General features: G+C 68.4%; 22 protein-coding genes. 10 read left to right on the top strand and 12 right to left on the bottom strand.

Annotation, left to right across the window (positions count from 1 at the left end):
* Positions 1-39: 39 nt before the first annotated feature.
* Positions 40-1,086, bottom strand: coding sequence for a family 43 glycosylhydrolase (locus ALI44B_RS09350; RefSeq protein WP_077054442.1), 1,047 nt, complete (start codon positions 1,084-1,086; stop codon positions 40-42).
* A gap of 53 nt (positions 1,087-1,139) precedes the next feature.
* Entirely contained in the window at positions 1,140-4,376 is a 3,237-nt protein-coding gene (locus ALI44B_RS09345; RefSeq protein ID WP_077054441.1) for a discoidin domain-containing protein, read from the bottom strand.
* A 206-nt stretch (positions 4,377-4,582) separates the two neighbouring features.
* On the opposite strand from ALI44B_RS09345, the gene ALI44B_RS09340 reads away from it, so the two are divergent.
* From ALI44B_RS09340 to ALI44B_RS09325, 4 genes are all read left to right on the top strand, one after another.
* Entirely contained in the window at positions 4,583-5,893 is a 1,311-nt protein-coding gene (locus tag ALI44B_RS09340) for an ABC transporter substrate-binding protein (protein WP_238592174.1), read from the top strand.
* 128 nt (positions 5,894-6,021) lie between these two features.
* Positions 6,022-6,906 carry a carbohydrate ABC transporter permease gene (locus tag ALI44B_RS09335; protein ID WP_077054440.1) on the top strand — a complete coding sequence of 295 codons (885 nt, stop codon included), beginning with the start codon at positions 6,022-6,024 and terminating at the stop codon, positions 6,904-6,906.
* 2 nt (positions 6,907-6,908) lie between these two features.
* Entirely contained in the window at positions 6,909-7,901 is a 993-nt protein-coding gene (locus ALI44B_RS09330; RefSeq protein ID WP_083709821.1) for a carbohydrate ABC transporter permease, read from the top strand.
* Between the two features lie 2 nt (positions 7,902-7,903).
* Positions 7,904-10,690: an alpha-L-rhamnosidase gene (locus ALI44B_RS09325; RefSeq protein WP_077054438.1), complete on the top strand. Its 2,787-nt coding sequence runs from the start codon at positions 7,904-7,906 to the stop codon at positions 10,688-10,690.
* Here ALI44B_RS09325 and ALI44B_RS09320 read toward each other — a convergent pair.
* Genes ALI44B_RS09320 through ALI44B_RS09310 form a run of 3 tightly spaced genes read right to left on the bottom strand, consistent with a single transcriptional unit; the run spans position 10,687 to position 12,758 of the window.
* The gene (locus ALI44B_RS09320) at positions 10,687-11,805 is read right to left on the bottom strand and encodes a LacI family DNA-binding transcriptional regulator (protein ID WP_083709820.1); all 1,119 of its coding nucleotides are present in this window, start codon (positions 11,803-11,805) and stop codon (positions 10,687-10,689) included. The two genes, ALI44B_RS09325 and ALI44B_RS09320, sit on opposite strands and share 4 nt — an antisense overlap.
* Before the next feature lie 21 nt (positions 11,806-11,826).
* The gene (locus ALI44B_RS09315; RefSeq protein WP_077054437.1) at positions 11,827-12,303 is read right to left on the bottom strand and encodes a DUF805 domain-containing protein; all 477 of its coding nucleotides are present in this window, start codon (positions 12,301-12,303) and stop codon (positions 11,827-11,829) included.
* Complete coding sequence (locus ALI44B_RS09310) at positions 12,300-12,758, bottom strand: hypothetical protein (RefSeq protein WP_077054436.1); 459 nt, start codon at positions 12,756-12,758, stop codon at positions 12,300-12,302. Before ALI44B_RS09310 ends, ALI44B_RS09315 begins: the two co-directional genes overlap by 4 nt.
* A gap of 71 nt (positions 12,759-12,829) precedes the next feature.
* Between ALI44B_RS09310 and ALI44B_RS09305 the strand changes: the two genes are divergently transcribed.
* Both ALI44B_RS09305 and ALI44B_RS09300 read left to right on the top strand, forming a co-directional pair.
* A complete protein-coding gene (locus ALI44B_RS09305; RefSeq protein ID WP_077054435.1) occupies positions 12,830-13,438 on the top strand; it encodes an ArsR/SmtB family transcription factor in 609 nt (202 codons plus the stop codon).
* Entirely contained in the window at positions 13,435-14,811 is a 1,377-nt protein-coding gene (locus tag ALI44B_RS09300; protein WP_083709818.1) for an MFS transporter, read from the top strand. The genes ALI44B_RS09305 and ALI44B_RS09300 overlap by 4 nt, the downstream gene beginning before the upstream one ends.
* A gap of 10 nt (positions 14,812-14,821) precedes the next feature.
* Here the strand turns inward: ALI44B_RS09300 and ALI44B_RS09295 are convergent, their stop codons facing one another.
* A complete protein-coding gene (locus tag ALI44B_RS09295) occupies positions 14,822-15,427 on the bottom strand; it encodes a CGNR zinc finger domain-containing protein (protein ID WP_077054434.1) in 606 nt (201 codons plus the stop codon).
* A 100-nt stretch (positions 15,428-15,527) separates the two neighbouring features.
* Here ALI44B_RS09295 and ALI44B_RS09290 point away from each other — a divergent pair, with 100 nt between their 5' ends.
* The 3 genes from ALI44B_RS09290 to ALI44B_RS09280 are packed head-to-tail and all read left to right on the top strand — an operon-like array spanning position 15,528 to position 17,793.
* On the top strand, positions 15,528-16,823 hold the full coding sequence (locus ALI44B_RS09290) for an MFS transporter (protein ID WP_077054433.1): 1,296 nt from the start codon (positions 15,528-15,530) through the stop codon (positions 16,821-16,823).
* Positions 16,824-16,868: 45 nt separating this feature from the next.
* The gene (locus tag ALI44B_RS09285; protein WP_143459158.1) at positions 16,869-17,327 is read left to right on the top strand and encodes a hypothetical protein; all 459 of its coding nucleotides are present in this window, start codon (positions 16,869-16,871) and stop codon (positions 17,325-17,327) included.
* 37 nt (positions 17,328-17,364) lie between these two features.
* Positions 17,365-17,793, top strand: a complete 429-nt coding sequence (locus ALI44B_RS09280) for a hypothetical protein (RefSeq protein ID WP_077054431.1) — start codon at positions 17,365-17,367, stop codon at positions 17,791-17,793.
* Between the two features lie 33 nt (positions 17,794-17,826).
* Here the strand turns inward: ALI44B_RS09280 and ALI44B_RS09275 are convergent, their stop codons facing one another.
* From ALI44B_RS09275 to ALI44B_RS09250, 6 genes are all read right to left on the bottom strand, one after another.
* Positions 17,827-18,237: a hypothetical protein gene (locus ALI44B_RS09275; RefSeq protein WP_077054430.1), complete on the bottom strand. Its 411-nt coding sequence runs from the start codon at positions 18,235-18,237 to the stop codon at positions 17,827-17,829.
* Between the two features lie 86 nt (positions 18,238-18,323).
* Positions 18,324-19,076, bottom strand: coding sequence for an amino acid ABC transporter ATP-binding protein (locus tag ALI44B_RS09270; RefSeq protein WP_077054429.1), 753 nt, complete (start codon positions 19,074-19,076; stop codon positions 18,324-18,326).
* An 86-nt stretch (positions 19,077-19,162) separates the two neighbouring features.
* On the bottom strand, positions 19,163-20,176 hold the full coding sequence (locus tag ALI44B_RS09265; RefSeq protein WP_077054428.1) for an amino acid ABC transporter permease: 1,014 nt from the start codon (positions 20,174-20,176) through the stop codon (positions 19,163-19,165).
* 2 nt (positions 20,177-20,178) lie between these two features.
* Complete coding sequence (locus ALI44B_RS09260; RefSeq protein WP_077054427.1) at positions 20,179-21,075, bottom strand: ABC transporter substrate-binding protein; 897 nt, start codon at positions 21,073-21,075, stop codon at positions 20,179-20,181.
* A gap of 110 nt (positions 21,076-21,185) precedes the next feature.
* Complete coding sequence (locus ALI44B_RS09255) at positions 21,186-22,898, bottom strand: amidohydrolase (RefSeq protein ID WP_077054426.1); 1,713 nt, start codon at positions 22,896-22,898, stop codon at positions 21,186-21,188.
* Between the two features lie 165 nt (positions 22,899-23,063).
* On the bottom strand, positions 23,064-24,008 hold the full coding sequence (locus ALI44B_RS09250; protein WP_077054425.1) for a GlxA family transcriptional regulator: 945 nt from the start codon (positions 24,006-24,008) through the stop codon (positions 23,064-23,066).
* 177 nt (positions 24,009-24,185) lie between these two features.
* On the opposite strand from ALI44B_RS09250, the gene ALI44B_RS09245 reads away from it, so the two are divergent.
* Positions 24,186-24,818 (top strand): isochorismatase family protein, encoded by a 633-nt coding sequence (locus tag ALI44B_RS09245; RefSeq protein WP_077054424.1) that lies wholly within the window; start codon positions 24,186-24,188, stop codon positions 24,816-24,818.
* The last annotated feature ends 39 nt before the right edge of the window (positions 24,819-24,857 follow it).

Genomic DNA, 24,857 nt, shown 5'->3' with positions numbered 1-24,857 from the left:
ACAGCTCGTCCCCTTCCTCTATTTCTCTGCGCGCACGCGTCAGCGATCCTCGAAGTCGTCGAGCGACCACTCGTCGTGCCAGTCGATGACGGGCCTGTCGCCCTCGAAGCGCAGCGGCAGCCACACATAGTCGGCGCGCGACGTGTTCACCTCGGCGAACTCCTCCATGCGCACGTCGCCGTCGCGGCCGGGAGCGAAGTGCTCCTCGAACGCCCGGTGGGCGCGATCCCCGTCGTCGAGATAGGTGGGCAGCCAGCGGTCGCCGAGCGCGATGTACAGATCCTTCTTGAGCGGATGCTCGAAGACCGACGAGATCTGGGTGTGGAACGACGTGCGCGAGGCATCCGTCGGGTGCAGATCGCCCAGCACCGTGTAGGGCCCGTGGATGGTGGGCGAGACGGCCGCCTCGGACGGGTTGGGGTAGTAGCCCGTGGTGCCCGAGGTCAACAGGTAGTGCTTGCGGTCGCGGTAGAAGTGCGCGGGCGCCTCGCGCACGAACGGCGGCTGCGGCTGCGGAAAGTGCGTCGAGTAGTAGCCCGTCACGTTGGTGTAGTCGTCGGTGAGATCGGCCACGATCAACTCGGAGTGCACGCGTTCAAACACGTAATACCCCTTGCCATCGTGCGGGTCGACGACCAGATCGAAGTCGCCCGCGCTCATGCTCAGCGGCCGCAACCAGGTCTGCACGATCTCATACGGCCCGAGGATGTCGTCGGCCACGAGCACCGTCGACCGCTGCAACGATCCCTTGCTCATCACCTTGATCCAGCAGACGAACTTGCCGGTCTGCTCGTTGTAGATGATGTGCGGGCGGTCGACGGCCTGGCCGGGGTGCAGCGGATGCTCGGGGTCGTCCTCGACGGGCGGCACGATCAGGCCGCGGTCCTCCCAGTTGTAGAGGTCGGTCGACGAGTAGCAGCGCACGCCCCAGTGCCAGATGCTCGACCCGGGAACGGTGAACTCCTTGTTCTCGCCGTACCAGTAGTACACGCCGTCGACCGTGATGATCGAGCCGCCGTGGGCCTGGATGCGGTTGCCACTGGTGTCGTTCCAGACCTGGCCGGGGTGAAAAGAGGTGAGCGTCATTGGCTTCTTTCTCGAGGATGTTGTCACAGTAGTGGTCGCGTTCGGGCCCGCGCTCATCGCAGCACCTGAATCTCGGCGATGGACCACCAGTGCCCGCCGTCGGTGCCGGTCTGGTGCACGTTGATGTAGCGCGCGTTCTGGGCGGGCAGCGTGATGTCGAGCACGTTGCCGGTTCCGCTGCCCGCCGCCACGAGTGTCCAGCCCGAGCCGTTCGAGGTGTAGACCTCATAGCCGCGCGGGTAGTCGCCGTTGTTGTTGTCGAGGTTTCCCGCGGCGATGAGCTGCACCTTAGTGAACGCCTGCGCGCTGCCCAGGTCGAGCTGGAACCACTCGGTGCCGTTCTGCGCCGCGCCGTCGCTCCAGCGGGTGTCGAGCAGCCCGTCGGTGGCGTTGGCCGTGGCCGACCCGGTCGCGGTGGCCGACGCGGTGGTGCTCCATCCGGTGCGGGGGAGCGGCACGCCGAACGGCTGCGTCGACGGCGTGCCCCACACGGTCAGTTCGGCCGCCGACCAGTAGGCGTTCGCGAACGGGGTCGTCAGGGTGACGCGCAGGTAGCGGGCGTCGGTGCTGAGCCACTGCGCCCGCACGTCGGCCGCCACACCCGTGGCCTGGGCGACGGGCGTCCAGGTGCTGCCATCCATCGATGCGCTGACGGTGTAGCCGCGCGGGAAGTCGCCCGTGGAGGCGGCGGCGTCGAGGTCGATGCCCGTGGTCTGCGTGATGCGGCCGAGGTCGACCTGCAGATACTGACCGGATGCCTGGGCGGCGCCCGTGCTCCAGCGCGTGGCGGTGTTGCCGTCGAGAATGTTGGCGGCCGACGTTCCCGCCTCGGTCGAGGAGGCCGATGCCGACCATCCCGTGCGGGGAAGCACGACCGGCGCCAGGTTGTAGGCGCGCAGCTCGGCGATGCTCCAGTAGTTGCCGGCCGCCGCTCCTGTCTGGGTGATGCGCACATAACGCGCATTCGTGGTGGGGAATGCGATCTTGGTGGTCGGCGAAGCCCCGTTCGCGGTGGCCGCTGCGGGCGAGGCCGCACCGCTGCCGACGGCGACGGGCGAGCTCCACGTGGTGCCGTTCGTCGACGTCGACACGCTGTAGCCGCGCGGCTGATCGCCGGGACTGCGCGCGTTGTCGAGCTCGAGCGCGTTCACGCTGCGCGCCTGCCCGAGGTCGAGCGTGAAGGTCTGCCCGGCCGTCTGCGCGGCGCCGCTCGACCAGCGCGTCGACTCGATGCCGTCGATGGCCCGTGCCGCGACGTCGGTGCCCGAAGTGGGCGCGCCCGAAACGCTCGCGCCGGCGAGCGGCAACAGCCCTTGCGCGCTGTTGTAGAGCGACAGGTTGGCGATGCTCCACCAGCGGCCGGCGCTGCCGGTCTGCGTGATGCGCAGATAGCGCGCGGATGTCGTGGGCACCGTGATGTTGGTCAACGACGAGGTGCCGGCGCCCGATGCCACGGCCGCGCTCCACGTGCTGCCGTTCGCCGAGGTCTGCACCTGGTAGCCCGCGGGCGCGTCGCCGCCGAGCGATCCGCCGTTGAGCGTGATCTGGTCGAACGTCTTGGCCTGGCCGAGGTCCACCGTGAAGGTCTGCCCCGCAGCCTGGTTCGTGCCCGAGGTCCAGGCGGTCGCGCTCGAGCCGTCGATCGCCTGCGTGGCGGTGAAGGCCCCGCTGGTCGCCGAAGCCGAAGCGACAGCCCCCGCTGTCGACACCGTGTCGCCCGTGGTGGGCGTGTAGATATACGTCGCGACGGTGTCGCCCGGGATGGTGTCGGTGAACTGCCCGTCGGGCGTGGCCACGCGGATGGCGGCGGCGGGCGTGTTTTGAACGGCGCTGTTGGTCGACGTGGGGATGCGGTTCACGACCACCGTGACGATGGTGCCGTCGGGGTTCTCGAACGCCACGTTCGTGAGGTTGCCGTTCACGCGGTCGGTGCTGTCGATGCGCACGGCGCCGGGCTGCACGTAGCGCGAGAACTGGCCGAACGAGTAGTACCAGCCGTTCAATTGATAGTTGCTCGTGTCGCCTTGGTTGGTGGTGCTGCTGCCCGCGAACGACACGACGGATGGCGTGTAGAAGTCGGGGTTGGTGTTCGACGTGCCCTGCCAATATCCGGGTCCCGGACCGGGCATGAACTGGTACTGCGTGATCCAGTAGGAGTAGCTCGACACGTTGTTGCGGAAGTACTCGACCAGCCGGTCGGCGCCGTTCGTGATCTCGGTGATGTGGGCCGTCTTACCGGGGTGCAGGGCCTCGACCGCGCTCGGCTGCCACACCTGCGTGCCGGCGTAGTTGTGCCAGCCGAGCCCGTCGACGGCCGCGTTGGCCGCCGCGTTGCCGAGCAGGGCGTCGGCGTAGGGGAACGAGTTCTGCTCGTTGTCGTCGAGTCCCCAGATCTTGGTGGCGATGCCCGCGGTCGTGAAGGCGCTCTTCAGCACCACGGCGAACTCGGCGAGCTGCGTCGGGCTGAAGCACGTTGCCGGGTAGGGCATGGTGATGTTGGGCTCGTTCTGCAGCGTGACCGCATACACCGGGATGCCCTGGGCCTTGTAGGCCTGGATGTATTTCACGTAATACTGCGCGAGCACCGGGTAGTAGTCGACGCTCGAACCGGTCGACGCGCCGTGGTGCACGCGCGGAGCGGAACCGTCAGTGGGGCACGTGCCGCCGGACGCCGGGCCCGTGATGCTCGACGTGGTCTTCATCCACGCGGGCGGCGACCACATCGACGAGTAGAACTTGGCCTGCGGGTTGATCTCGAGGATGCGCTTCAGCATCGTGATGAGCCCGTTGTCGATGTCCTTCTGGATCGAGAACGTGGCGAGCGACGGGTCGGGCGTGCCGCCGTTGTCGGCATAGGTCCAGTAGTTGGGCGCGTCGCGGCAGAAGTCCGCGCAGCCGATGGGCAGGCGCATGAGGTTGAAGTTGTTGCCCGTGGTCGGGTTGAACAGGTCGTTGAGCGCGCGCTCGCGGTTGGCGGGGGCCAGCAGGCCCAGGTTGTAGACGCTCGTGTCCTCGAGGGAGCCCCCGAAGCCCTCCCAGGTTTGATAGGTGATCGACGGGTCGACGGCGATGGTCGAGGTCCCGGCCGCTGCGTTCGCGAGCGGTGCGAGCGTCTTGGGTGCCTGCGTGGTCAACCGGTTCGTGGTCGAGGCGTCGTTGTAGCCGCTGTAGACCACCTCGACTTTTCCTCCCGAGCCGGTCGACGCCTGGGCGGTCTCGATGATCGATATCGTTCCCACCCCCGTCGCGACGAGGGCGACGGCCGCGGCCGAGGCGAGTAGTGAACGCATTCGATGTGTTCTGAGCATGGCGACCCTCCATTAGATCAACGGCTGCCAGTGTGCCGTGAAGCGCTTCACCATGTCAACACCAGTTTTGATGTGTGTCCACACTGTTTCGCGAAAGGCAAGCCGGAAATTGGTTTGACAACGGCCCGCCATGCCCGTACATTCACGATGAAACGCTTCACCAGGTTTGTCACATTCAAGGAGGAATAGTGTCTACAGCAATCAAGCGGGGCCGGCGGGTCATCCCCCTCGTCGCACTCGTCAGTGCCGGCGTGCTCGCCATGACCGCGTGCAGCGGCGACGGAGGGGGCGGGGCTTCGGGCTCCGGCACCTTCACCTATCTCGGACAGAACGAGAACACCACCATCGTCGACACGCTGAAGACGCTCTCGGGCGATCAGTGCAAGACCGAGAACGCGGCCGCAAAACTCACGCCCGACGCCATCCCCGGCACCACGTGGGACCAGCAATTGCAGCTGCTCGCCGGTCAGGGCGGTCTCTCGAACTTCAGCATGGCCGCGGGCACGCCCTCGCTCATGAAGCAGTTCATCGAGGGCGACCAGGTGAAAGACCTGAGCACCGAGCTCAAAGATCTCGACCTCGAAGACAAGATCCTGCCCGCCGCGGCATCCACCATCAAGGCCCTGCACGGCACCGACGACCTCTATGCGCTGCCCACCGAGTTCAACATCGAGGGCTTCTGGTTCAACAAGAAGATGCTCGAAGACAACGGCATCACGCCGCCCAAGACGTGGGACGAGCTGGTCGATGCGGCCGCCACGTTCCAGGCCGCCGGCATCCAGCCCTTCTCGGCCTCGGGCGAACAGGGATGGCCCATCACGCGACTCGTCGGCAACTACCTGTTCCGCGAGCTCGGCCCCGACGCCCTGCAGAAAGTGGCGGATGGCGACGCCAAGCTCACCGATCCCGAATACGTGAAGGCCGCCAACGAGGTCGCCAAGCTCGGATCGGCCGGCTACTTCGGCGACGCCCCCACGTCGATCGACTACGACACCTCGATCAACCTGTTCCTCACGGGCAAGGCCGCGTTCCTCTACATGGGCAGCTGGGCCATCACGGCGTTCAACGACGAGGCGCAGAACCAGATCGGCGTCGACAACGTGGGCTTCGTGCCGTTCCCCGACGTCGAGGGCGGCAAGGGAAGCAGCGATCAGGTGCCCGCCAACGTCGGCATCCCGACCATGTTCGCGAGCAACGGCTTCACCGACGACACCAAGGCGTGGCTCGGATGCATCGTCGAGAACTACGGCGACACCGTGCTGAAGGACAACGGCGTGGTCTCGGGCTTCAAGATCGACAACCCGCCCGCCGACCTGCCCGCCACCACGAAGCTCGTGCAGGAGCAGATCGAGAAGGCCCCGTCGAGCGTGCTGTGGTTCGAGGCGCTCATGTCGGCCCAGGCCACGACGGTCAGCCAGTCGAACGGCGGCGGCCTGGCCAACGGGTCCATCACGGGCGAGCAGTTCATGAAGCTCGTGCAGGACGCCAACCAGGGCTAGACCCGAATCGGCCGCCCCCCGCCGCTCCCTCCCCGGGCGGCGCCGGGTGCCGGCCCTCACGGTGATCGCGTCGACCGGCCGAGGCCTGGCCGGTCGACGCGACCCTCCTTCGAACGTGAAAGCAGATCATGAACAAAGTCCTCGGAGATCGTCGGGCGATCTTCCTCCTCCTCGGGCCGGCGCTGCTGGTCTACACCGTCGTCATGCTCGTGCCGATCTTCTGGTCGATGGGCTACACGGTGTTCGACGGCAACGCGCTCACGGGCTTCACGTTCGTGGGGCTCGACAACTTCGCGAAGTTCTTCGGTGACCCGACGGCTCTGAGCGCCACGTGGTTCACCATTCGGTACGCCATCATCCTCACCGTTTTGCAGGTCGGTTTCGGCTACCTGCTGGCGCTGCTGTACACGTTCCGCATCAAGCGCGCGTCGAGCCTCATCCGCACCATCTTCTTCTTCCCCGTGGTGCTGCCGACCGTGGGCGTCGGCCTGCTCTTCCAGAAGTTGTTCGAGGCGGCGCCGACCACGGGACCGGTCAACGGTTTCCTCAACTTCCTGGGCGCGCCCTCGGTCGACTGGTTCGGTTATGCCGACTCGTCGTTCTGGGTCGTGATCCTGCTCGACCTGTGGCGCTCGATGGGGTTCTACGCGATCCTGCTCTACGCCGGGCTCGTCGACATCCCCGAAGAGTTGCTCGAATCGGCGCGCATCGACGGGGCATCCGGATGGAAGCTCGTGCGCTCGATCGTGCTGCCGCTCTCGCTGCCCGTGCTGCTGTCATCGCTCATCTTCAGCATCAACGGCACGCTCAAGGTGTTCGACACCATCGTTGCGCTGACCAACGGCGGGCCGGGCAACACGACCACGCCGCTGACGCTCTACATGTTCCAGACCTCGTTCAGCTACGGCGAATACGGCTACGGCAGCACCATCGCGATGATGCTGACGATTCTGTGCCTGCTCGTCACGCTGCTGATCTTCCGCTCCACCCGACGCGACCTCACCAAGGGGTGACCATGACGACCGCATCCGGATCCTCCTCCGCCCCGTCCGCCGCATCCACGCTCGCCTCCGGGCCCGCGAGGGGCAACGCGCCGACCTCGCCCAGCTCGTCGACCTCCGCTGATCGCGGCGGATCGCCCGCCCGACGCCCCGACCGCTCGCGCCGTGCCCGCAAGGTGCGCCGCTTCTTCGGCCGGCTACCGCTCAACATCGTGATCGTGCTGCTGCTCGTGGCCGTCATCTATCCGATCCTGTGGCTGATTCTCAGCTCGTTCAAAACGCAGCTCGAGTTCCTCAACGAACCGTTCTGGTCGCTGCCCGCATCGTGGTCGTTCGACAACTACACGACCGCTTTCGTCGACGGCGGCCTCGGCCGATACATCCTCAACAGCGTCATCGTCGTGTTCCCCTCGCTCGCCGTCATCCTGATTCTCGGCACGGCGGCCGGGTTCGTGCTCGAGGTGATGGTCTGGAAGGGCCGCAGCATCGTGCTGCTGGGGTTCCTCGCGGGCGTCATGGTGCCCGCCCAGATGATCCTGCTGCCGCTGTTCACGATCTACTTCAAGCTGCACCTGACGGGCACGCTCTGGCCGCTGTTCTTCACCTACATCGGCATCGGCATGCCCCTCACGGTGTTCATGATGGCAACGTTCTTCCGGGCCATCCCGCGGGATGTCTTCGAAGCGGCCACCATCGACGGCGCCAACATCTTCCGGCTCTTCTGGCAGATCGGCCTGCCGCTCGTGCGCAACGCCCTGTTCACGATCGGGCTCGTGCAGTTCTTCTTCCTCTGGAACGACCTGCTCATCGCGTTGACGTTCACGAACTCGCAGAACCTGCGCACGATCCAGGCCGGGCTGCTCAACTTCACCGGCCAATACGGTGCGGTGCAATACGGCCCCACGTTCGCCGGCATTGCCGTGAGCGTGGTCGGCACGTTGGTCATCTACCTCTTCCTCAACCAGCAGATCATGAAGGGCCTGACCGCAGGCTCCGTGAAAGGATGACGATGTTCGTCACCACCCCCACCGCCGAGTACCGCCCCGACGGGTTCGGGATCGGTCAGGCGGCCCCCCGTCTGTCGTGGCGCGTCGAGTCCGAGCGGCCCGAGAGCGTGCAGGTCGCGTATGAGATTCGTCGCGAGAGCCTGCGCCCGTCGGCATCGGATGGGTCGGCCCCGAGTGGTTCGGCCGCGGTTCGCATCGACACCGACACCAGCCGCGCTGCCGAGACGACCGGCCGGGTCGAGAGCCGCGAGCAGATCTTCGTCGACTGGCCGTTCGCGCCCCTGGCATCCCGAGAGCGTGTCAGCGTGAGCGTGCGGGTCTGGATGTCAGACGAATCGCCCTCGGAATGGAGCGAGCCGCTGGTGCTCGAGGCCGCGCTGCTCGAGCCCGGCGACTGGGTGAGCGACTTCGTGTGCGTCTCGGAGAGTGCGCCCGCGGAGGGTGTGCGGCCCGGGTATCTGTTGCGGACGGAGTTCGAGGCGAGGAGAGCCTCCGCGGGCGACAGGTCGGCCAGCCTCGAATCGGCCCGTCTCGAATCGGCCCGCATCTACGCGACCGCGCACGGCATCTACACGCTGCGGCTCAACGGCCAGCGGGTCGGCGACGAAGAACTCGCGCCCGGCTGGACGAGCTACGAGCACCGCCTGCGTTACCAGACCTACGACGTCACGGCGCTGCTGCGCGAGGGGGCAAACGCGCTCGCGGCCGAGCTCAGCGACGGCTGGTATCGAGGCCGTATCGGTTTTCACGGCGGCATCTGGGACAACTACGGCGCCGACCTGTCCCTGCTGCTGCAGCTCGAGCTGCGCTACTCCGACGGCTCGCTCGTCGTCGTGCCGCTCGACGACGCGTGGCGGCAGTCATCCGGGCCGGTCACCGCGGCGAGTCTCTACGACGGCGAACGCTACGACGCGCGCCTCGAGCCGAGCGGATGGGACGAGCCCGGGTTCGACGACAGCGCCTGGGCCCGGCCGACCCTCCTCCCGCGCGAGCGTTTCCCCGCCGCCCTCGAGGCCCCGATCGGCGTGCCCGTCCGCGAGACCGAGACGCTCGCGCCGCAGAGTGTGGAGCGCCGCCCGAACGGCCGCATCCGCCTCGACTTCGGGCAGAACATCGCCGGCCGCCTGCGCATCCGCGTGGCGGGACCGGCCGGCCGGACCGTCACGCTGCACCACGCCGAGGTGCTCGAGGACGACGAGTTGGCGATCCGCCCGCTACGCTCGGCGCCGTCGGTCGACTCCTACACGTTGCGCGGCAGCGACGGCAGCGACGGCAGCGACGGCAGCGGCGACAGGGTCGAGACGTGGAGCCCGCGCTTCACCATCCATGGCTTCCGCTTTGCCGAGCTCGAGGGCTGGCCGGGCGAGTTCGACCCCGCCGACGCCGTGGCCGTGGTCATCCATTCGGATATGGAACGCACGGGATGGTTCGAATCGAGCGACGCCCTGGTGAACAAACTTCATGAGAACACCGTGTGGAGCATGCGCGACAACTTCGTCGACCTGCCCACCGACTGCCCGCAGCGCGACGAGCGGCTCGGCTGGACGGGCGACATCCAGGTGTTCGCGCCCGCCGCCAGCTTCCTCTATGCGAGCGGTGGCGTGCTGGCCAGCTGGTTGCGCGATGTGGAGGCCGAGCAGTCGCCCGAGGGAGCCGTGCCCAACTTCGTGCCGTGGATCGCGTGCGGTTTTCCCGAGGCATCCTCGGCGGCGTGGGGGGATGCGGCCGTCATCGTGCCGTGGACCATGTACCTGCGCAACGGCGACCGCGGCGTGCTCGACCGCCAGTTCGCGAGCATGACCGGCTGGGTCGACCACCTCGCGGGCATGGCCGACGCGTCGGGGCTCATCCGCGAGGGAATGCAGCTGGGTGATTGGCTCGACCCCGCGGCGCCGCCCGAGGACCCGGGTGCCGGCGTGACCGACAAGTACCTCGTGGCGTCGGCCTATCTCGCTCATTCGGCCCGGCTCACGGCGCGCGCGGCCGAGGTGTTGGGGCGGGCCGAGGCGGCCGAGCGGTATGGGCGCCTGGCCGATGACACGGCTTCCGCGTTCCGGTTCGAGTTCGTGGCGCCATCCGGTCGTCTCGTCGGTGAAACCGCCACGTCGCTGGCCGTGGCTCTGGTGTTCGACCTGATCGAGGATGCCGAGCAGCGCGCCCGCGCCGGTGCACGTCTGGCCGACCTCGTCCGTGAGGGCGACTATCGGGTGCAGACCGGTTTCGTGGGTACGCCGCTCATCTGCGACGCGCTCGCCGTGACCGGAAACACCGAGGCCGCCTATCGTCTGCTGCTCGAGCAGGGCTGCCCGTCGTGGCTCTACCCCGTCACCATGGGCGCCACCACGATCTGGGAGCGCTGGGACAGCATGCTGCCCGACGGCACCGTGAACCCGGGCGAGATGACGTCGTTCAACCACTACGCCCTGGGTGCCGTGGTCGACTTCCTGCACCGCGTGCTCGCGGGTCTGGCCCCGGCCGCGCCCGGTTATCGGGCGCTGCGCATCGCACCCCAGCCAGGAGCATCTTTCACATCGGCGCGGGCGGCTCTGACGACGCCGTATGGTGCGGCATCCGTCGCCTGGACCGTCGACGCGGGCGAATTCATGCTCGATGTCGTCGTGCCGGTGGGCGTGACGGCCGAGGTCGTGCTGCCGGGCGCCCCCGCGGATGTCGCGCACATCGGCTCGGGCACGCACCGCTTCACGCGCCGCCTGCATGGACCCGCCCTCGCTCCGGCGACCGGCGACGAAACCGCCCCCGCCGACCTGACCACCACCCTGGTCGGCTAGTTCGCGGCGGTCGGTGGTGCGGTCGGGGTGGCCGCACCACCGGAACGACCCACCGAGCTCTCGCGCACCGTGAGCTGTGGCGGGATGACCACCGTGCGGTGCAGGTGGTGTTCGCCGTTGTCGAGCTCGTCGAGCAGCAGCTGCATGCCCGAGCGCCCCATCTCGAAGCCCGGCAGGTCGACGGTCGAGATCGGCACGGCGCTGCCATAGGCGGATTTGTTGTCGTCACACGCGACGATCGCGACATCCGAGGGGATGTGGATGCCGGCGTCGAGCAGGCGCTGCATCAGACCGAACGCGACGAGGTCGGCCGCCGTTACGACACCATCCGGGCGCTCGGATGCCTCGGCCGCTACGAGTCGCTCGCCGATGAGATGCCCGTCGTCGACGCGCACGTCGGGGGAGTCGTAGTGCACGAGGCTGACGCCGTCTCCCGCCTCGGCAACGGCCCGCTGCACGCCGCGCCACCGGCCGCCGACCGCGTAACCGTCGATGGGGCCGCCCGCGAAGGCGATGCGGCGGCGGCCGAGTTCGATCAGGTGCGTGGCGGCCAGATATCCGGCGGCCTCGTAGTCGGTCACGACCGTGCAGCTGTCGTCGACGGCGCGCGGGTCGATGTCGAGCAGGACGACGTGTTGGCCGGCGCGGCGGGCGTCCGAGAGGCCCGAGACGTCGTTACCCACGGCCGTGAGCAGGGTGCCCGCGACCTGTTCCTGCGCGAAGTGGTCGAGATAGGCGCGCTGCTTCTCGGCGCGCACATCGGAGTTCGCGATCACCAGGTAGAAGCCCGCGCGCTCGGCCTCGGCCTCTGCGCCCCGCGCCATATCGGCGAAGAGCGAGTTGGCGAGGTCGACGAGCACGAAGCCGACCGAGCTGCTGCTTCCCGCCGCGAGCGACCGGGCGGCCGAGTTGCGCACGTAGCCCAGCTCGCTGATGGCGGCCTGCACCTTGCGCACCATGTCGGCGTCGACGTGGTTGGGGCGGTTCAACACGTTCGACACCGTGCCCGTCGACACCCCGGCCCGCGCGGCGACGTCGCTGATCGTCACCGAGGAGCGACGGCGGGGCCCCCGGATCGACCCACGCGCCGGATGATGAAGCGATTCATGAACCATCCCGCCATGCTACTCTCCAGCTCAAGTTCGGGGGACGCGGGCCGAGCGCGGCGGGTCGAATCGCGCGCCCTCCGGGTCGGGGCGCGTCACCGTGAGCACGAAGAGGGCCACCCAGCCGAGGATCGGGATGAAGCCGATGAAGAACCAAGCGCCACTGTGGTCGGTGTCGTGGATGCGCCGCCACAGGAGCGCCAGGCTCGGAACGATGGTCAGCGCCCAGAACGTGAAGGCGATCGGGTTGGGCGCCGTGATCGAGAGGCCGAAGGGCAGGGACTCGAGGAAGGGGTCGACAGCGTCGCTGCGCCCGGTGAAGTTGCCGACGTTGTTGAGGATGCCGGTGACGATCCACGACGTCAGCATCCACCACCAGTATTCGCTGCGGCTGGCGCGGCCGCGGAAGACGCCGTACTTCAGGAAGAAGCGCTTGATGGCGGCGAAGTAGGGCGCGCGGTAGTACGGAAATGCGAGGGCGGGCTCAGGTCTCCGAGATGGGCTCATGCTTCGATACTGGCGTCTTCGAGGGTGATGAGCCAACCGTCGAAACGTTCGTCACCTTCCTGGATGTCGTCGTAGCCGGCCGAATATGACACGCCTTCGGCATCCGGCTGGGTCGTCTGGGTCCACCGGATGCGGGGCTCCGGGCGCACGGTGTCGGCGGTTGACGGGATGGCCTGTCGCCTCGTCTGTCCGGCAATCGGACGCCAGCCGTCGCCGCCCTGCAGCGTCACACGTATGAACAGCGCCTCGATCTGGACGATGCGGCCGGTCAGCACGACAGCCCCCTCCGACGGCCCACCTTCGGCATAGAGGTCGAACAGCCACTCGGATGTATCGAGCGCGTCGCCGAAGAAGGCGCCCGGGTTGGGCACGGCCCAGCGGCTGACGGTCTGGCCGACTCGCAGCACGATGCCATCCTCGTCGAGTTCGGATGCGGGGCAGATGACGCGAACCATGCTCACCAGTCTCGCATCTCACCCCCAAAGACACATTTGACGGTGACGGCTCGGCGGGCGACGATTGCGGGATGTCTTCCCTCGACGAATTGCGCGCGACCGCCCACCCCATCCGCCTGCGTTTGTTGTCGTTGCTCACGGGCGCGGCGATGAGCGCGGCGGAAGCGGGACGCGAGCTCGGCTACTCGCAGGCCACCGCGAGCTATCACCTGCGCGTCCTCGAGCGCGCCGGGCTCGTGCGGGTGGTCGAGACCGTGCGGTTGCGGGGCGGGGAGGCGAAACGGTATCGCCACGAATCCTCGGCCGAACGCTTCCGGTTCGACGACGCTCAGGCGAGCGCAAGCGCGAGCGCGGGTGCGGGTGACGGCACGAGCGGCGCGATCGATGCAGCCCGGGCGCAGGTCGTCGCGCCAAAACCCACCGCTTCGAGTGCTGAGGACCGCGCCGAGTATGTCGAGGCCCTCATTCACGAACTGCGTCGCCGCAACGCTCGCCGCGGCGACGGCCCGCAGGTCTCGACCGACGCCGAGCTCTGGGTCGACCCCGAAACCTGGCGTCGCGTCGTTCGTCACGTTGGGGATGCTTCCGCCCTCCTTCACGCGGCCGCGAAACCCCCGCGCACCCCGGGCACGCGGCCCGTGTCGATGACGGCGGCACTCTTCCCGCTCAAACGACCATGACGAACGAACCCCCGGCCGGGACCGGCACGAATTCGACGCACCGGTCCGCCGTATCGGGCAAGGGTAGCCGCTGCCCGAGCGGCGACCCGAGCGACTCGAGCCCTATCGAGGCGCCGGCGGGCCGCCCCGACACCGCGGGCGACGGCCGCGCCACGACGAACCCGCTCCGTCACGCCCCGTTCCGCTGGCTCCTCGCGGCTCGCACGACGAGCATCCTGGGCAACGCCATCGCGCCGATCGCTCTCGCGTTCGCCGTGCTCGACCTGACGGGTTCGGCCGCCGATCTCGGCCTCGTCGTGGCGGCGCGTTCCCTCGCCAACGTCGCGGTGCTGCTCTTCGGGGGCGTCATCGCCGACCGGCTTCCTCGTGACGTCGTGCTCGTCGGCACCTCCCTGGCCGCCGCCGCGACGCAGGGGGTGATCGCGGCCCTGGTCATCACGGGCTCGGCGACCATCGCGTTGCTTGTGCTGCTCAGCGTGTTGAACGGAGCGGTCGCCGCCGTGAGCCTGCCGGCCTCGGCCGCCCTGGTGCCCGAGACGGTTCCGACCGACCTCTTGCGGCCGGCCAACGCCCTGCTCCGCCTCGGCCTCAACGGCGGCAGCATCGTGGGCGCCTCGGCCGGTGCGGGCCTCGTCGCCGTCGTGGGCCCCGGTTGGGGTCTCGCCATCGACGCGGCCGGTTTCGCCGTCGCCGGCCTGCTGTTCTCGCGGATGCGCCTGCCGCGCCGGCCTCGCGAAAAGGTTGCCGGTCGCCGCCCCTCGATGCTCGCCGACCTGCGCGAGGGCTGGCGCGAGTTCTCGAGCCGCCGCTGGGTGTGGATCGTCGTCGCTCAGTTCGCAATACTCAACGCCGCGTTCGTCGGGGCGACGACCATCCTCGGCCCGGTCGTCGCGGATGCCTCGTTCGGTCGCGCGGCCTGGGGTCTCGTCATAGCCGCGCAAACGGTCGGCCTGGCGGTGGGTGCCGTGATCGCCCTGCGCTGGCGGCCGCGCCGAGCCCTCGCGATCGGGGTCGCGCTCATGACCGTCACGGCCGTGCCCGTCGCAGCGCTCGGCATCCTGCCGCACCTGCCCGTCCTGCTCGGCGCGTTCTTCCTGGGTGGCGTGGCCCTCGAAATCTTCGCCATCGCCTGGGACCAGTCCCTGCAAACCCAGATCCCGCGCGATGCCCTCTCCCGCGTGTACTCCTACGACATGGTCGGATCATTCGTCGCGATCCCGCTCGGCGAGGTTCTCGTCGGGCCGCTCGCGCATCTCGCCGGCACCGGCCCCACCCTGCTCGGCTGCGCGGCGATCACCGCGGCGGTCTCTGTGCTCGCCGCATCCAGTCGGAGCGTGCGCGGGGTGAGGGTCGAGAGAGGTCGTGCGGTGTAGGCCGCGATCGTCAGCGGGCGTTCCGTTGCCTGGACTGGTGGCGGGCCACGCGGTTGCGGTTGCCGCATCCGGCCGCCGTGCACCACACCCGGTTGTGCCGCGGCGAGGTGTCGAGATAGACCCAGCCGCAGGCGTCGTCGGCGCACTGCCGGGCCGTCGAGAGATCGCCCGTCAGCAGCTCGGCGGCGAGCAAGGCGATGCGTGCTCGGGGCGTCGCGAGCGTGAGGTCGAGTCGCCACTCCCAACGGTTGTCGGGTGAATCGGCTTCGCGTTCCAGCCGAGCGGATGCGATAGCCCCGGCATATTCGGTGGACAGAAGCTCGGCGGCGGCCTCTGACTGCTCGAATACGGCCGCGAAGATCGCCTCACGCATCTCCTGGATGGCGCGGTGCTCGTGCGCGGCCACGTCGGGTTCGTGCGCGGCCGATCGCCGCAGCGCCGCGCAATCGTCGGGCGACAGCAGCTCCATCTGCTCGCACCAGTCCACAACGTGATCGTAGGAGCGCAGGGTGTCGATGCGTTTGGTCTCGCTCAAACGCCAATGCACCGTGTCGACGAGATCGAGGGCGTGGTGACCTGCGACCTGAGGGTAGCTGAACTCGGCGGCGGACGACATGCCTCCAATGTAATGCCTTTCCGGGCCTTGTGGCATTAGGTTTCGATCTGCCAGAGTCTAATGCATGCAACCCGTTCCACCCATTAGCCGAGACCGGGCGGTGTCTCGCCCGACCCCGGCCGCCCCTCGCCGGCTCGGCCGCGACTTTTCCCGCTTCTGGACGGCGCAGGCGACCTCGGCCTTCGGCGCCCAGATCGGAGACCTGGCCCTCCCTCTTCTCGCCGTGCTCACCCTGGGGGCGAGCGCCGGCGAGGTCGGACTGCTCGCGGTGCTGCGCTGGCTCCCGTTCCTCCTACTCGCCCTGCCGCTCGGCGTACTGGTCGACCGGCGTCGGCGCCGCCCGCTTCTCGTGGGCGCAGACATGGCTCGCGCCATCCTGACCGGGATGATCGTTGTGCTCGCGGTGTGCGGGGTGCTCAACCTGGTGCTACTCGGTGTGGTCGTGTTCTGTGTCGGCATCTTCACGGTGCTCTTCGAGGTGAGCTATCAGTCCTACCTGCCGGCTGTGGTCGGGCGACCCGCGCTCGAGCGAGCCAACGGGCGTCTGCAGGCCACGGCGTCGGCCGCGCAGGTGGGCGGGCCAGGGCTGGCGGGTCTGCTCGTGCAGGCGCTCGGCGCGCCCTGGGCCGTGCTCGCTCACGCGCTCACCTACGGCGCCTCGGCGCTGGCACTCATCGGCATCCGCACGCGGGAAGAGTCACCGACACCGACCGGCCGACGGTTCTGGCGCGACCTGGTCGACGGCTTGAACGTGGTCCGCGCCGACCCGATCCTCGTCTCGCTCGCCGGTTTCAGCGGCATCTACAACCTCTTCGCCCAGTGGATCATGGTGCTCTTCACAGTGCACGCCGTGCGCGATCTCGGGATGGATGCCGGCGGCGTCGGCCTCGTGCTCAGCCTCGGTGCGGTGGGCGCCGTGCTGGGGGCGCTTGCCGCACCCCGTGCCGTGCGGCACTGCGGTGCGGGCGTCGTGCTCGTCTCGTGCGCGGTCGCCGAATGCCTCGCGCTCGCGGTCCTCCCGATCCTCGACCCGACCGTGCCGCAGCTCGTCATCATGAGCGCGCTCGTCGCGGCGTTCGCGGTCAATGGCGCGGGCACGGCCCTCTCGAGCGTCGTGGCCCTCACCATCCGCCAGCTGCGCACACCCGACCGGGTGCTCGGCCGTGTCAACGCGACCCTGCGCTGGCTCACCTACGGCACGGTCGCGGTGGGTGCGGGCCTCGGCGGTCTCGCGGGTGAACTGTGGGGCACACGGTTCGGCATCGCCATCGGATGCTCGGGGCTGCTGCTCGTGGTCCTCTGGGTCGCCCTCTCGCCACTTCGTTCGGTGCGTGACCCCCAGAGCCTCGACGTGACCGAGGCGCCGGCCGCGACATCCGCCACCCCTCATGGGTAGGGCTCCCCATCGCCGGGCCACGGGCAGCCCGATAGGTTGAAGGACATGATGAAACTGCGACCCCTTGCCCTCACCGTGGCCGCGTGCGCCTCCCTCACGGCCCTCGTCGGCTGCTCGTCCAGCTCGGCGCCGAGCGACGACACCTCGGCCGCGTCGTCGGCTCCCGAAACCTCCGCGGCCGCCGCGGGCGGCGACTTCTGCACCGAATACGCCGACGCGGGCGGCACCCTCGCCACCCCCAGCAACTTCCAGGTCGGCCTGCCCGCCGACGAAACCATTTCCGACCTCTCCGGTCGCGTCGCCGTCATGGATGCCGTCACCCCGCCCTCCGAGATCGAGTCGGCCTGGCAGTCCGCCCGCGGCCTCTACGCCGAGGGCGTCGAGATCGCCGAGGCCGTCCCCGACAAGAGCTCGCCCGTCCTGGACTCCCGCATCTTCGCCATCGTCAAGGAACTTTCGGGCCCGACAGGCGACATCCGCGACTACCTCGACGCCACCTGCTGATCGACGTCATCATGAACCGCTCTGCCACACTGATGCCATGAGCGGACAGCGCAAGAGCGGCTACTTTCGGCAGCAGATCATCCTGAACTCCGTGCTCGGAGTGCTGTTCAGCGTGTTCGGGATGACCTTTATGCTGCTCAGCCCCGTCGATCAGGGGTATGGGCTGATCTGCTTCTTGGCCGGGTTGGGGTTCTTCGTCGCACTGATCTCTGTGGTTCGTAAGTACCGGCGCATGTCGAAAGAGCAGCGGGCGGTTTATGCGTGGGCGATCGCGCAGCAGATGTCAGGCACCGGCTTTCGCAGCCCCGGTGGTGATATGGAGATGATGGCAATCGCAACCCAAGCTCAGAAGGGCGCTCTGTCGGCTGCTCAACTTCAGCACCTGCAGGACCTCAACCCGCGCAACCCCTACCCGATACGTCCGCCTGCTCCGCCCACCCCCACCTGGTCTGGCCCCACGCTCTAAGCCCGACACAGCCGTGGCGCATCGTGGCCGCAGCTAGGCCGAGGGGCCCGACTCGGTGATGTTGCGGGGCAGGCCGCGCGCGAGGCGCAGCTTCTGGGCGCGGCGTTCCTTGATGTAGTAGCCCCAGGATGCGACGGGGGCTAGGAACATGAGGAAAAAGAAGAACCACATCACGGGGGTGAACTCGGTGTCGCCCTCGACGACGGGCACGAGGCCCATGCTTTGCATGACGATGATGACGGCGCCGTACGCGACGCCGATCGAGATCAGTGTCAGCACGATCGACATGATCAGCAGGCCGCTGGCCGAATTCACGGGCTGAACCGTGCTGCCCACGCTTCCCTTGTAGACGCCGTACTCCTCGGGGGTGAGCCCCTGTCGCTCGGCATCCAGCTCGGCCTTGCGCGCGTAGAACTTCTCGCGCCGCGCTGCGTTGTCGGGCATGGCGATTCCCCTCGAGCGATGGTGACAGGGCCCCGCCCGTCATGCGACAGGCGGGACCCTCCACGATGTGGCTACAGCATATGCCGCTACAGCACCTTCGACAGGAACGCCTTGGTGCGCTGGTGCTGCGGGTTGCCGAGAACCTCGCGCGGGTCGCCGCTCTCGACGACGACGCCGCCGTCCATGAAGATGAGCGTGTCGGCGACTTCGCGCGCGAAGCCCATCTCGTGGGTGACGACGATCATGGTCATGCCATCCGCCGCGAGCTGCTTCATCACGTCGAGCACCTCACCCACGAGCTCGGGGTCGAGAGCCGAGGTCGGCTCGTCGAACAGCATGAGCTTCGGGTCCATGGCCAGGGCCCGGGCAATGGCGACACGCTGCTGCTGACCGCCCGACAGGGATGCCGGGTAGGCCTTCGCCTTCTCGGCCAGCCCGACACGCGTCAGCAGTTCCAAGGCACGCTTCGAGGCGTCCGCCTTCGACTGGCGCTTGACCTGCTGCGGCGCCTCGATGATGTTCTCGAGCACCGTCAGGTGCGGGAACAGGTTGAAGCGCTGGAACACCATGCCGATGTCCTTGCGCTGCTCGGCGGCCTCCCGCGGCTTCATCTCATAGATCTTGTCGCCGCGTTGGCGATAACCGATGAGGGTTCCGTCGACGGTGAGGCGGCCGCCATCCACTTTTTCGAGGTGGTTGATGCAGCGCAGGAACGTGCTCTTGCCCGAACCCGAGGGCCCGACCACGCACAGCACCTCGCCGCGCTTCACGGTGAGCGAGATGTCGCGCAGCACGGTGTGGGAGCCGAACGATTTCACGACGCGGTCGGCGACCACCATGGGCGTTTCCGTGGATGCGGAGCCGGCAGCAGAACCGCCGGCAGGGCGACCGGATGCGGCGGGCGAGGGGTGTGCAGTCGTGGCGCTCATGCTGAGCCTCCGTCTCGTTTTCCGCCGGGGATGGTGCTCGTGACGCCGGTGGGCGTGGCGTCGGATCCTTCGGCACCCGGTGTGGCTGCGGCATCCGCACCCGGCCCCACGTCGACGAAACGGGTGCCGCGGGCGAAGCGGCGCTCGAGGAAGTACTGGCCGACCATGAGGATGCTGGTGAAGAAGAGGTACCAGATCGACGCGACGATGAGCAGCGGGATCGGGTTGAACGTCTCGGCCGAGATGTCGCGCGTGCGCGTGTAGAGGTCGAGCGAGAACGGCACGGCCGTGACGAGCGACGTGGTCTTGAGCATCGAGATGACCTCGTTGCCCGTCGGCGGGATGATGATGCGCATGGCCTGCGGCAGGATGATGCGGCGCATGGTCTTCGACCACGACATGCCGAGCGCGGTGGCCGCCTCTGACTGTCCTTCGTCGACCGACAACAGTCCGGCGCGCACGATCTCGGCCATGTAGGCGGCCTCGTTGAGGGCCAGACCGATGACGGCCAGCCAGAAGAGGCTGATGACATCCTGCGTGGTCCATTCGGCCCACACCACGTCGGTGAACGGGATGCCCACCTGGATCTGCCGGTAGATGGTGGCGATGAGGCCCCAGAACACGAGCTGCACGTAGACGGGTGTGCCGCGGAAGATCCAGAGGTAGATCCACGCGATGCCTTTGAGCACCGGGTTGGGCGAGAGGCGCATGACGGCGAGTAGCACGCCCAGCAGGATGGCGATGATCATCGACAGCACGGTCAGCTGGATGGTGACGAACGCCGCCTGCGAGACGCGCACGTCGAAGATATATTTGCCGACCGCTGGCCAGTCATAGGCGGGGCGGTTGGTGGCGGCATCCCAGATGAACGCCGCGACGGCGAGCACCAGGATGACGGCGACGACGTTGCGGATCGGATGCTTGAGCGGGATCGCCTTGATGGGTTCGGGCTGCGACCCGCCCGCGCTGGGCGCCCCCTCGGAGCGCCCAGCGGTGGTGGTGGAGGTCATGTTTACTCCGTGGCTCCGTTGATGTCGATGGCGTCGATGGCGCCCTTCTCAACACCCCACTTTTTGAGGATTTCTTCGTAGGTGCCGTCTTCGAGCAGCGACTGCAGCGCGGCCTGCAGGGCCTCGCCGACGCCCGAGTCCTTGGCGATGGGCATGCCGTAGAGGAACACCGAGTAGATGTCGCCCGAGAGTTCGAGCTTCCCGTCGGACTGGGCGACCGCGTACTGCGTGACGGGCGAGTCGGCCGAGAGGGCGTCGGCGCGGCCGAGCGTGACGGCGGCGGTGGCGTCGTCCTGCGTGTCGTAGCCGAGCAGCTCGATGGCGGGCTTGCCGGCGGCGACGCAGGCCTCCGACTTGGCGGGGCCGTCTTCGAGCGCCTGGGTGGTGCCGTTCTGCACGGCGACCTTCAGGCCGCAGGCATCGTCGGGGTTGACGGACTTGCCGGCGGGAACGGCCCACTGGATGCCGGCCGTGTAGTAGTCGACCATGTCGACCTGCTGCTGGCGCTCGACCGTGTCGAAGAAGGAGGAGACGCCCACGTCGTACTTGCCACCCGTGATGCCCGGGATGATGTTGTCGAACTTGGAGATCGTGTATTCGGTCTTCAGTCCGAGCTTGGCGGCCATGGCGTCGGCCAGCTCGATCTCCCAGCCCGTGGGGTTGCCGTCGGCGTCTTTGAATTCGTTGGGGGCGTAGCTCGCGTCGGTGCCGATGACGAGTTTGCCCGACGAGGCAACATCTTCGGGCAGCAGCTTCGCGGCGGCGTCGTCTTTTTCGACGCTCGCGGCGGCGGCCGAACCGGTGGAGCCGGGGCTGGGGGTTTCGTTGTTCACACAACCGGTGAGCAGCAGGGCCGCGCTGGCGAGCAGGGCGAGCGGTGCAAGGGATTTCGCTGTCATGTTGGTTCTTTCGTCGGGCCGTGGTGGCGGTGCGGGTGGAACGGGTGAAGCGGTGCGGTGCTGTGGTGTGGAGCGGGTGGTGCGGTGGAGCGGGTGGTGCGGTCGGTGCGTCAGGTTAGCGAAGTCGATGAGGTGAGGTCGAATTCGCGGTCGGGGGCCGGCGCGTCGTATATGCGTCGGCCGCGCACCCAGGTCTGGCGGGTGCGGGTCAGGTGGATCTCGTCGGCGGGCGCGGCGAACGGGTCGCGGTCGAGCACGACGAGGTCGGCGGCGAAACCGGGGGCGAGACATCCGGCGTCGTCTTGGCCGTTGAGGTGGGCCGAGCCGGAGGTGTAGGCGGCGAGGGCCGTTTCGAGCGTCAACGCCTGCTCGGCGAAGAACGCGCGCGGGTTGAAATCGGGGTCGGATGCGGGCAGCCGCCGGTTCACGGCCACGTGCAACGCCTGCCACGGGTCGGGTGTCGTGACGGGCCAGTCCGAGCCGGCGCCGAGGCGGGCCCCCGCGCGTTCGAGCGCCGCGAACGGGTACTGCCACGCGGCGCGTTCGTCGCCCAGGATCGGCAGGTTCAGGTCGACCATCTGCGGGTCGAAGGTGGCCCACAGCGCCTGCATGTTTACGGCGGCGTCGACCAGGGCGAAGCGCGGCACGTCTTCGGGATGCACGATCTGCACGTGCGCGATGTGGTGCCGGTTGCTCGGGCCCCCGTCTGCGCGGCCGTTCTCGGTGCGGGCCGCCTCGAGCGCGTCGAGGGCCTCGCGCACCGCCCGGTCGCCGATCGCGTGGACGTGCACTTGGAAGTCGGCGGCGTCGAGGGCCGTGACGTAGCGCCGCAGGTCGGCGGGGTCGATGTAGGAGTGGCCCGTGCTGGGCGTGCCGCACCGGCATCCCGTCGGGTCGAGGTAGGGGGCGATCATCGCGGCGGTCTGGTTCTCGGGAATGCCGTCTTGCATGACCTTGACGGATGCGGCGCTGAAGCGCGGGTTGCCGTGCAGGGCGGCGCGGCGGGCGACGAGTTCGTCGAGCTGGTCGAGGCCGCGCTCGCGGTCCCACCAGAGGGCTGCCCGCACGGTGGCGGTGAGGTCGCCGTTGTCGGCCGCGCGTCGGTAGACGTCGCCCGTGTCGGTGTGGCTGCCGTAGTTGCCGACGATGGCGTCCTGCCAGCCGGTGACGCCGAGCGAGTGGAGGTAGGCCTGGGCCGAGAGCAGCGCGGCGTATTCGTCGTCGGCGGTGTCGGCGGGCATGAACGTGGTGACGAGTTCTCGGGCGCCCTCCTGCAGCACGCCGTTGGGGCGGCCGTCGGCGAAGCGTTCGATGCGGCCGTCGGCGGGGTCGGGCGTGTGCGCGTCGATGCCGGCAAGCTCGAGGGCGCGGCTGTTCACCCAGGCGCCGTGGTGGTCGCGGTTGGCGAGAAAGACGGGTCGGTCGGGCACGGCTGCGTCGAGCGCATCGAGCGGAGGGATGCCGCCGGGAAAAGCCGCGAGCTGCCACCCGCCGCCGCGAATCCACTGCTCGTCGGGGTGCGAGGCCGCATAGTCGCGAATGATGCTCAAATAGTCGTCGGATGTCGCACCCACCGACAGATCGCAGCGCATGCGTTCGAGCCCGCCCTCGATGGGGTGGATGTGGGCGTCGACGAACCCGGGCTGCAGCAGGCCGCCGTCGAGGTCGACGACCTCGGTGTGCGCGTCACGGAGGCTGAGGGCGTCCGGGCCGACCGCGACGATCGTCTCGCCCCGCACGGCGACGTCGGTGCCGGGCGCGAGCAGGCGTCGACCGTCGAATACCGTGCCATTGACGAAAATGACGTCGGCGCGTGCTGTCATCTGGTGCCTGTTTCCTGTCACCGCCACGAAGCGGATCACTCCGTTGCGGTTCCCAGATAGTATCCCGGCGACTCTGCCCGGATGGCCTGCGTAATCAAGTATTTACATTATCCCTACGGGGCGCCTGGCAGGGCCCGCTGATCTGACGCTTGTCGAATCAGCCCCTCATGCGGTCGTGAAGCGGGCGCGGTAGCGCGAGGGGGTGGTGCCGAACTCGGCGAGGAAGAGTTGGCGAAAGGTGACGGCGCTTCCGAAGCCGCAGTCGCGGGCGATGTGTTCGATGGGCAGGGTGCCCGTTTCGAGCAGGCGGCGGGCCTCGTCGAGGCGGCGTGCGCGCACCCAGGCGGCGGGCGTGGTGCCGGTGCCCGCGCGGAACGCCCGGATGAAGGTGCGGCGGCTCTGGTGGGCGCGGGCCGCGAGCGTTTCGATGGTTAGAGGCTCGGCGAGGTGCGCGAGCGCCCAGTCCAGCACGGTGGCGATCGCGTCGTCGGAACGGTCGTGCGCGATGGGCCGCTCGATGTACTGCGCCTGACCGCCCTCCCGGTGCGGCGCGATGACGAGGTTGCGGGCGACCTGATTCGCGGCATCCGCACCGAGGCGTGTGCGCACGACGTGGAGGCAGGCGTCGAGACCCGAGGCGGTGCCCGCCGACGTGAGGATGTCTCCATGATCGATGTAGAGCACGCCCTCGTCGAGCGCGATATCGGGGTGCAGGCTCGTGAGCAGGCCGAACTCGCGCCAGTGCGTGACGGCGCTGCGGCCCGCGAGCAGACCGGCCTCGGCGAGGGGGAACGTTCCGAGGCACAACCCGGCGATGGGCGCGCGGCGGGCGGATGCGTCGGCGAGAACTCGTTGCAGCGCGGGGGTGGATGGACGGCCGTCGTCGTGCCAGGACGGGACCACGACGAGATCGGCGTCGGCTGCGGCTTCGGGGCCCGCCACGCCGCCGATCGTGAGCCCCTCGGCGCTGCGCACCGAACCGGGGTGGTCGGAGAAGACGACGGTGCTCCAGTCGGCGAGGCCCAGGCGGCGCACCTCGTCGAAGACCATCTGCGGCACCGAGAGGTGAAACAGGGTGATGTCGTCGAATGCGTAGATGGCGATGCGCATGCTGCACTCCGTTCGTGGGGCCGGTTCGCGCCGAGTTACCGCGCTGGCCCGAATCCATTGTAAGGCGGCATGCGTGCCACTCACGCGGGGGAGTGCGGCCGGGCGACGATAGTGAGGTGCCGTTGCCGCGGCGAGAGAACCGTGGCTCCGGCATCCCGACAACTTGGAGGAAACCTCATGACGAACCCGCGCCGCGCCCTGATCCTGATCGATGTTCAGCAGCAATACTTCGATGGAACCCTCGAGATCCACTACCCGCCGCACGCCGACTCGCAGCCGCGCATTCTCGCGGCCATCGATGCGGCCGAGGCCTCGGGCATCCCCATCGTCGCCTTCCAGCACAGCGGCGGCGAGGGTGCACCCCTCTTCGCGCCCGGCACGCCCGAATTCGAGCTGCACCCCGAGATCGAGGCGCGCGCCACCGACGAATGGACGCGCATCACCAAGTCCTACAGCTCCGTCTATGCCGGCACGGGCCTGGCCGAGTGGCTGCGCGAACGCGACCTCGACACCGTGACGCTCGTCGGCTACATGACCAACAACTGCGTTCTGGCGTCATCGGTCGAGGCCGAGTTCCTGGGCTTCACTACAGAAGTTCTCTCGGATGCCACGGGCGCCATCAACATCGCCAACTCGGCAGGTTTCGCCAGCGCCCAGACCGTGCACACCACGCTCATGGCTCTGCTCAACTCCAACCTCGCCACCGTCGCGACGACCGAAGCGTGGACGGCGGCGCTCGCCGACGGCCAACCCCTCGAGGCGAGCAACCTCATCGAGTCGGCGACGACGGGTGCGAGCCGCGCCGTCTGAGGCACTCGCGCGTCGCGACATCGGCCGAGCATGAGCGCT

This window comes from Leifsonia sp. ALI-44-B, from assembly GCF_001984125.1.
In the GTDB taxonomy this organism is placed as follows: domain Bacteria; phylum Actinomycetota; class Actinomycetes; order Actinomycetales; family Microbacteriaceae; genus Okibacterium.
Note: the sequence above shows the minus strand (reverse complement) of the source record. Positions and strands in the feature narration are given on the sequence as shown.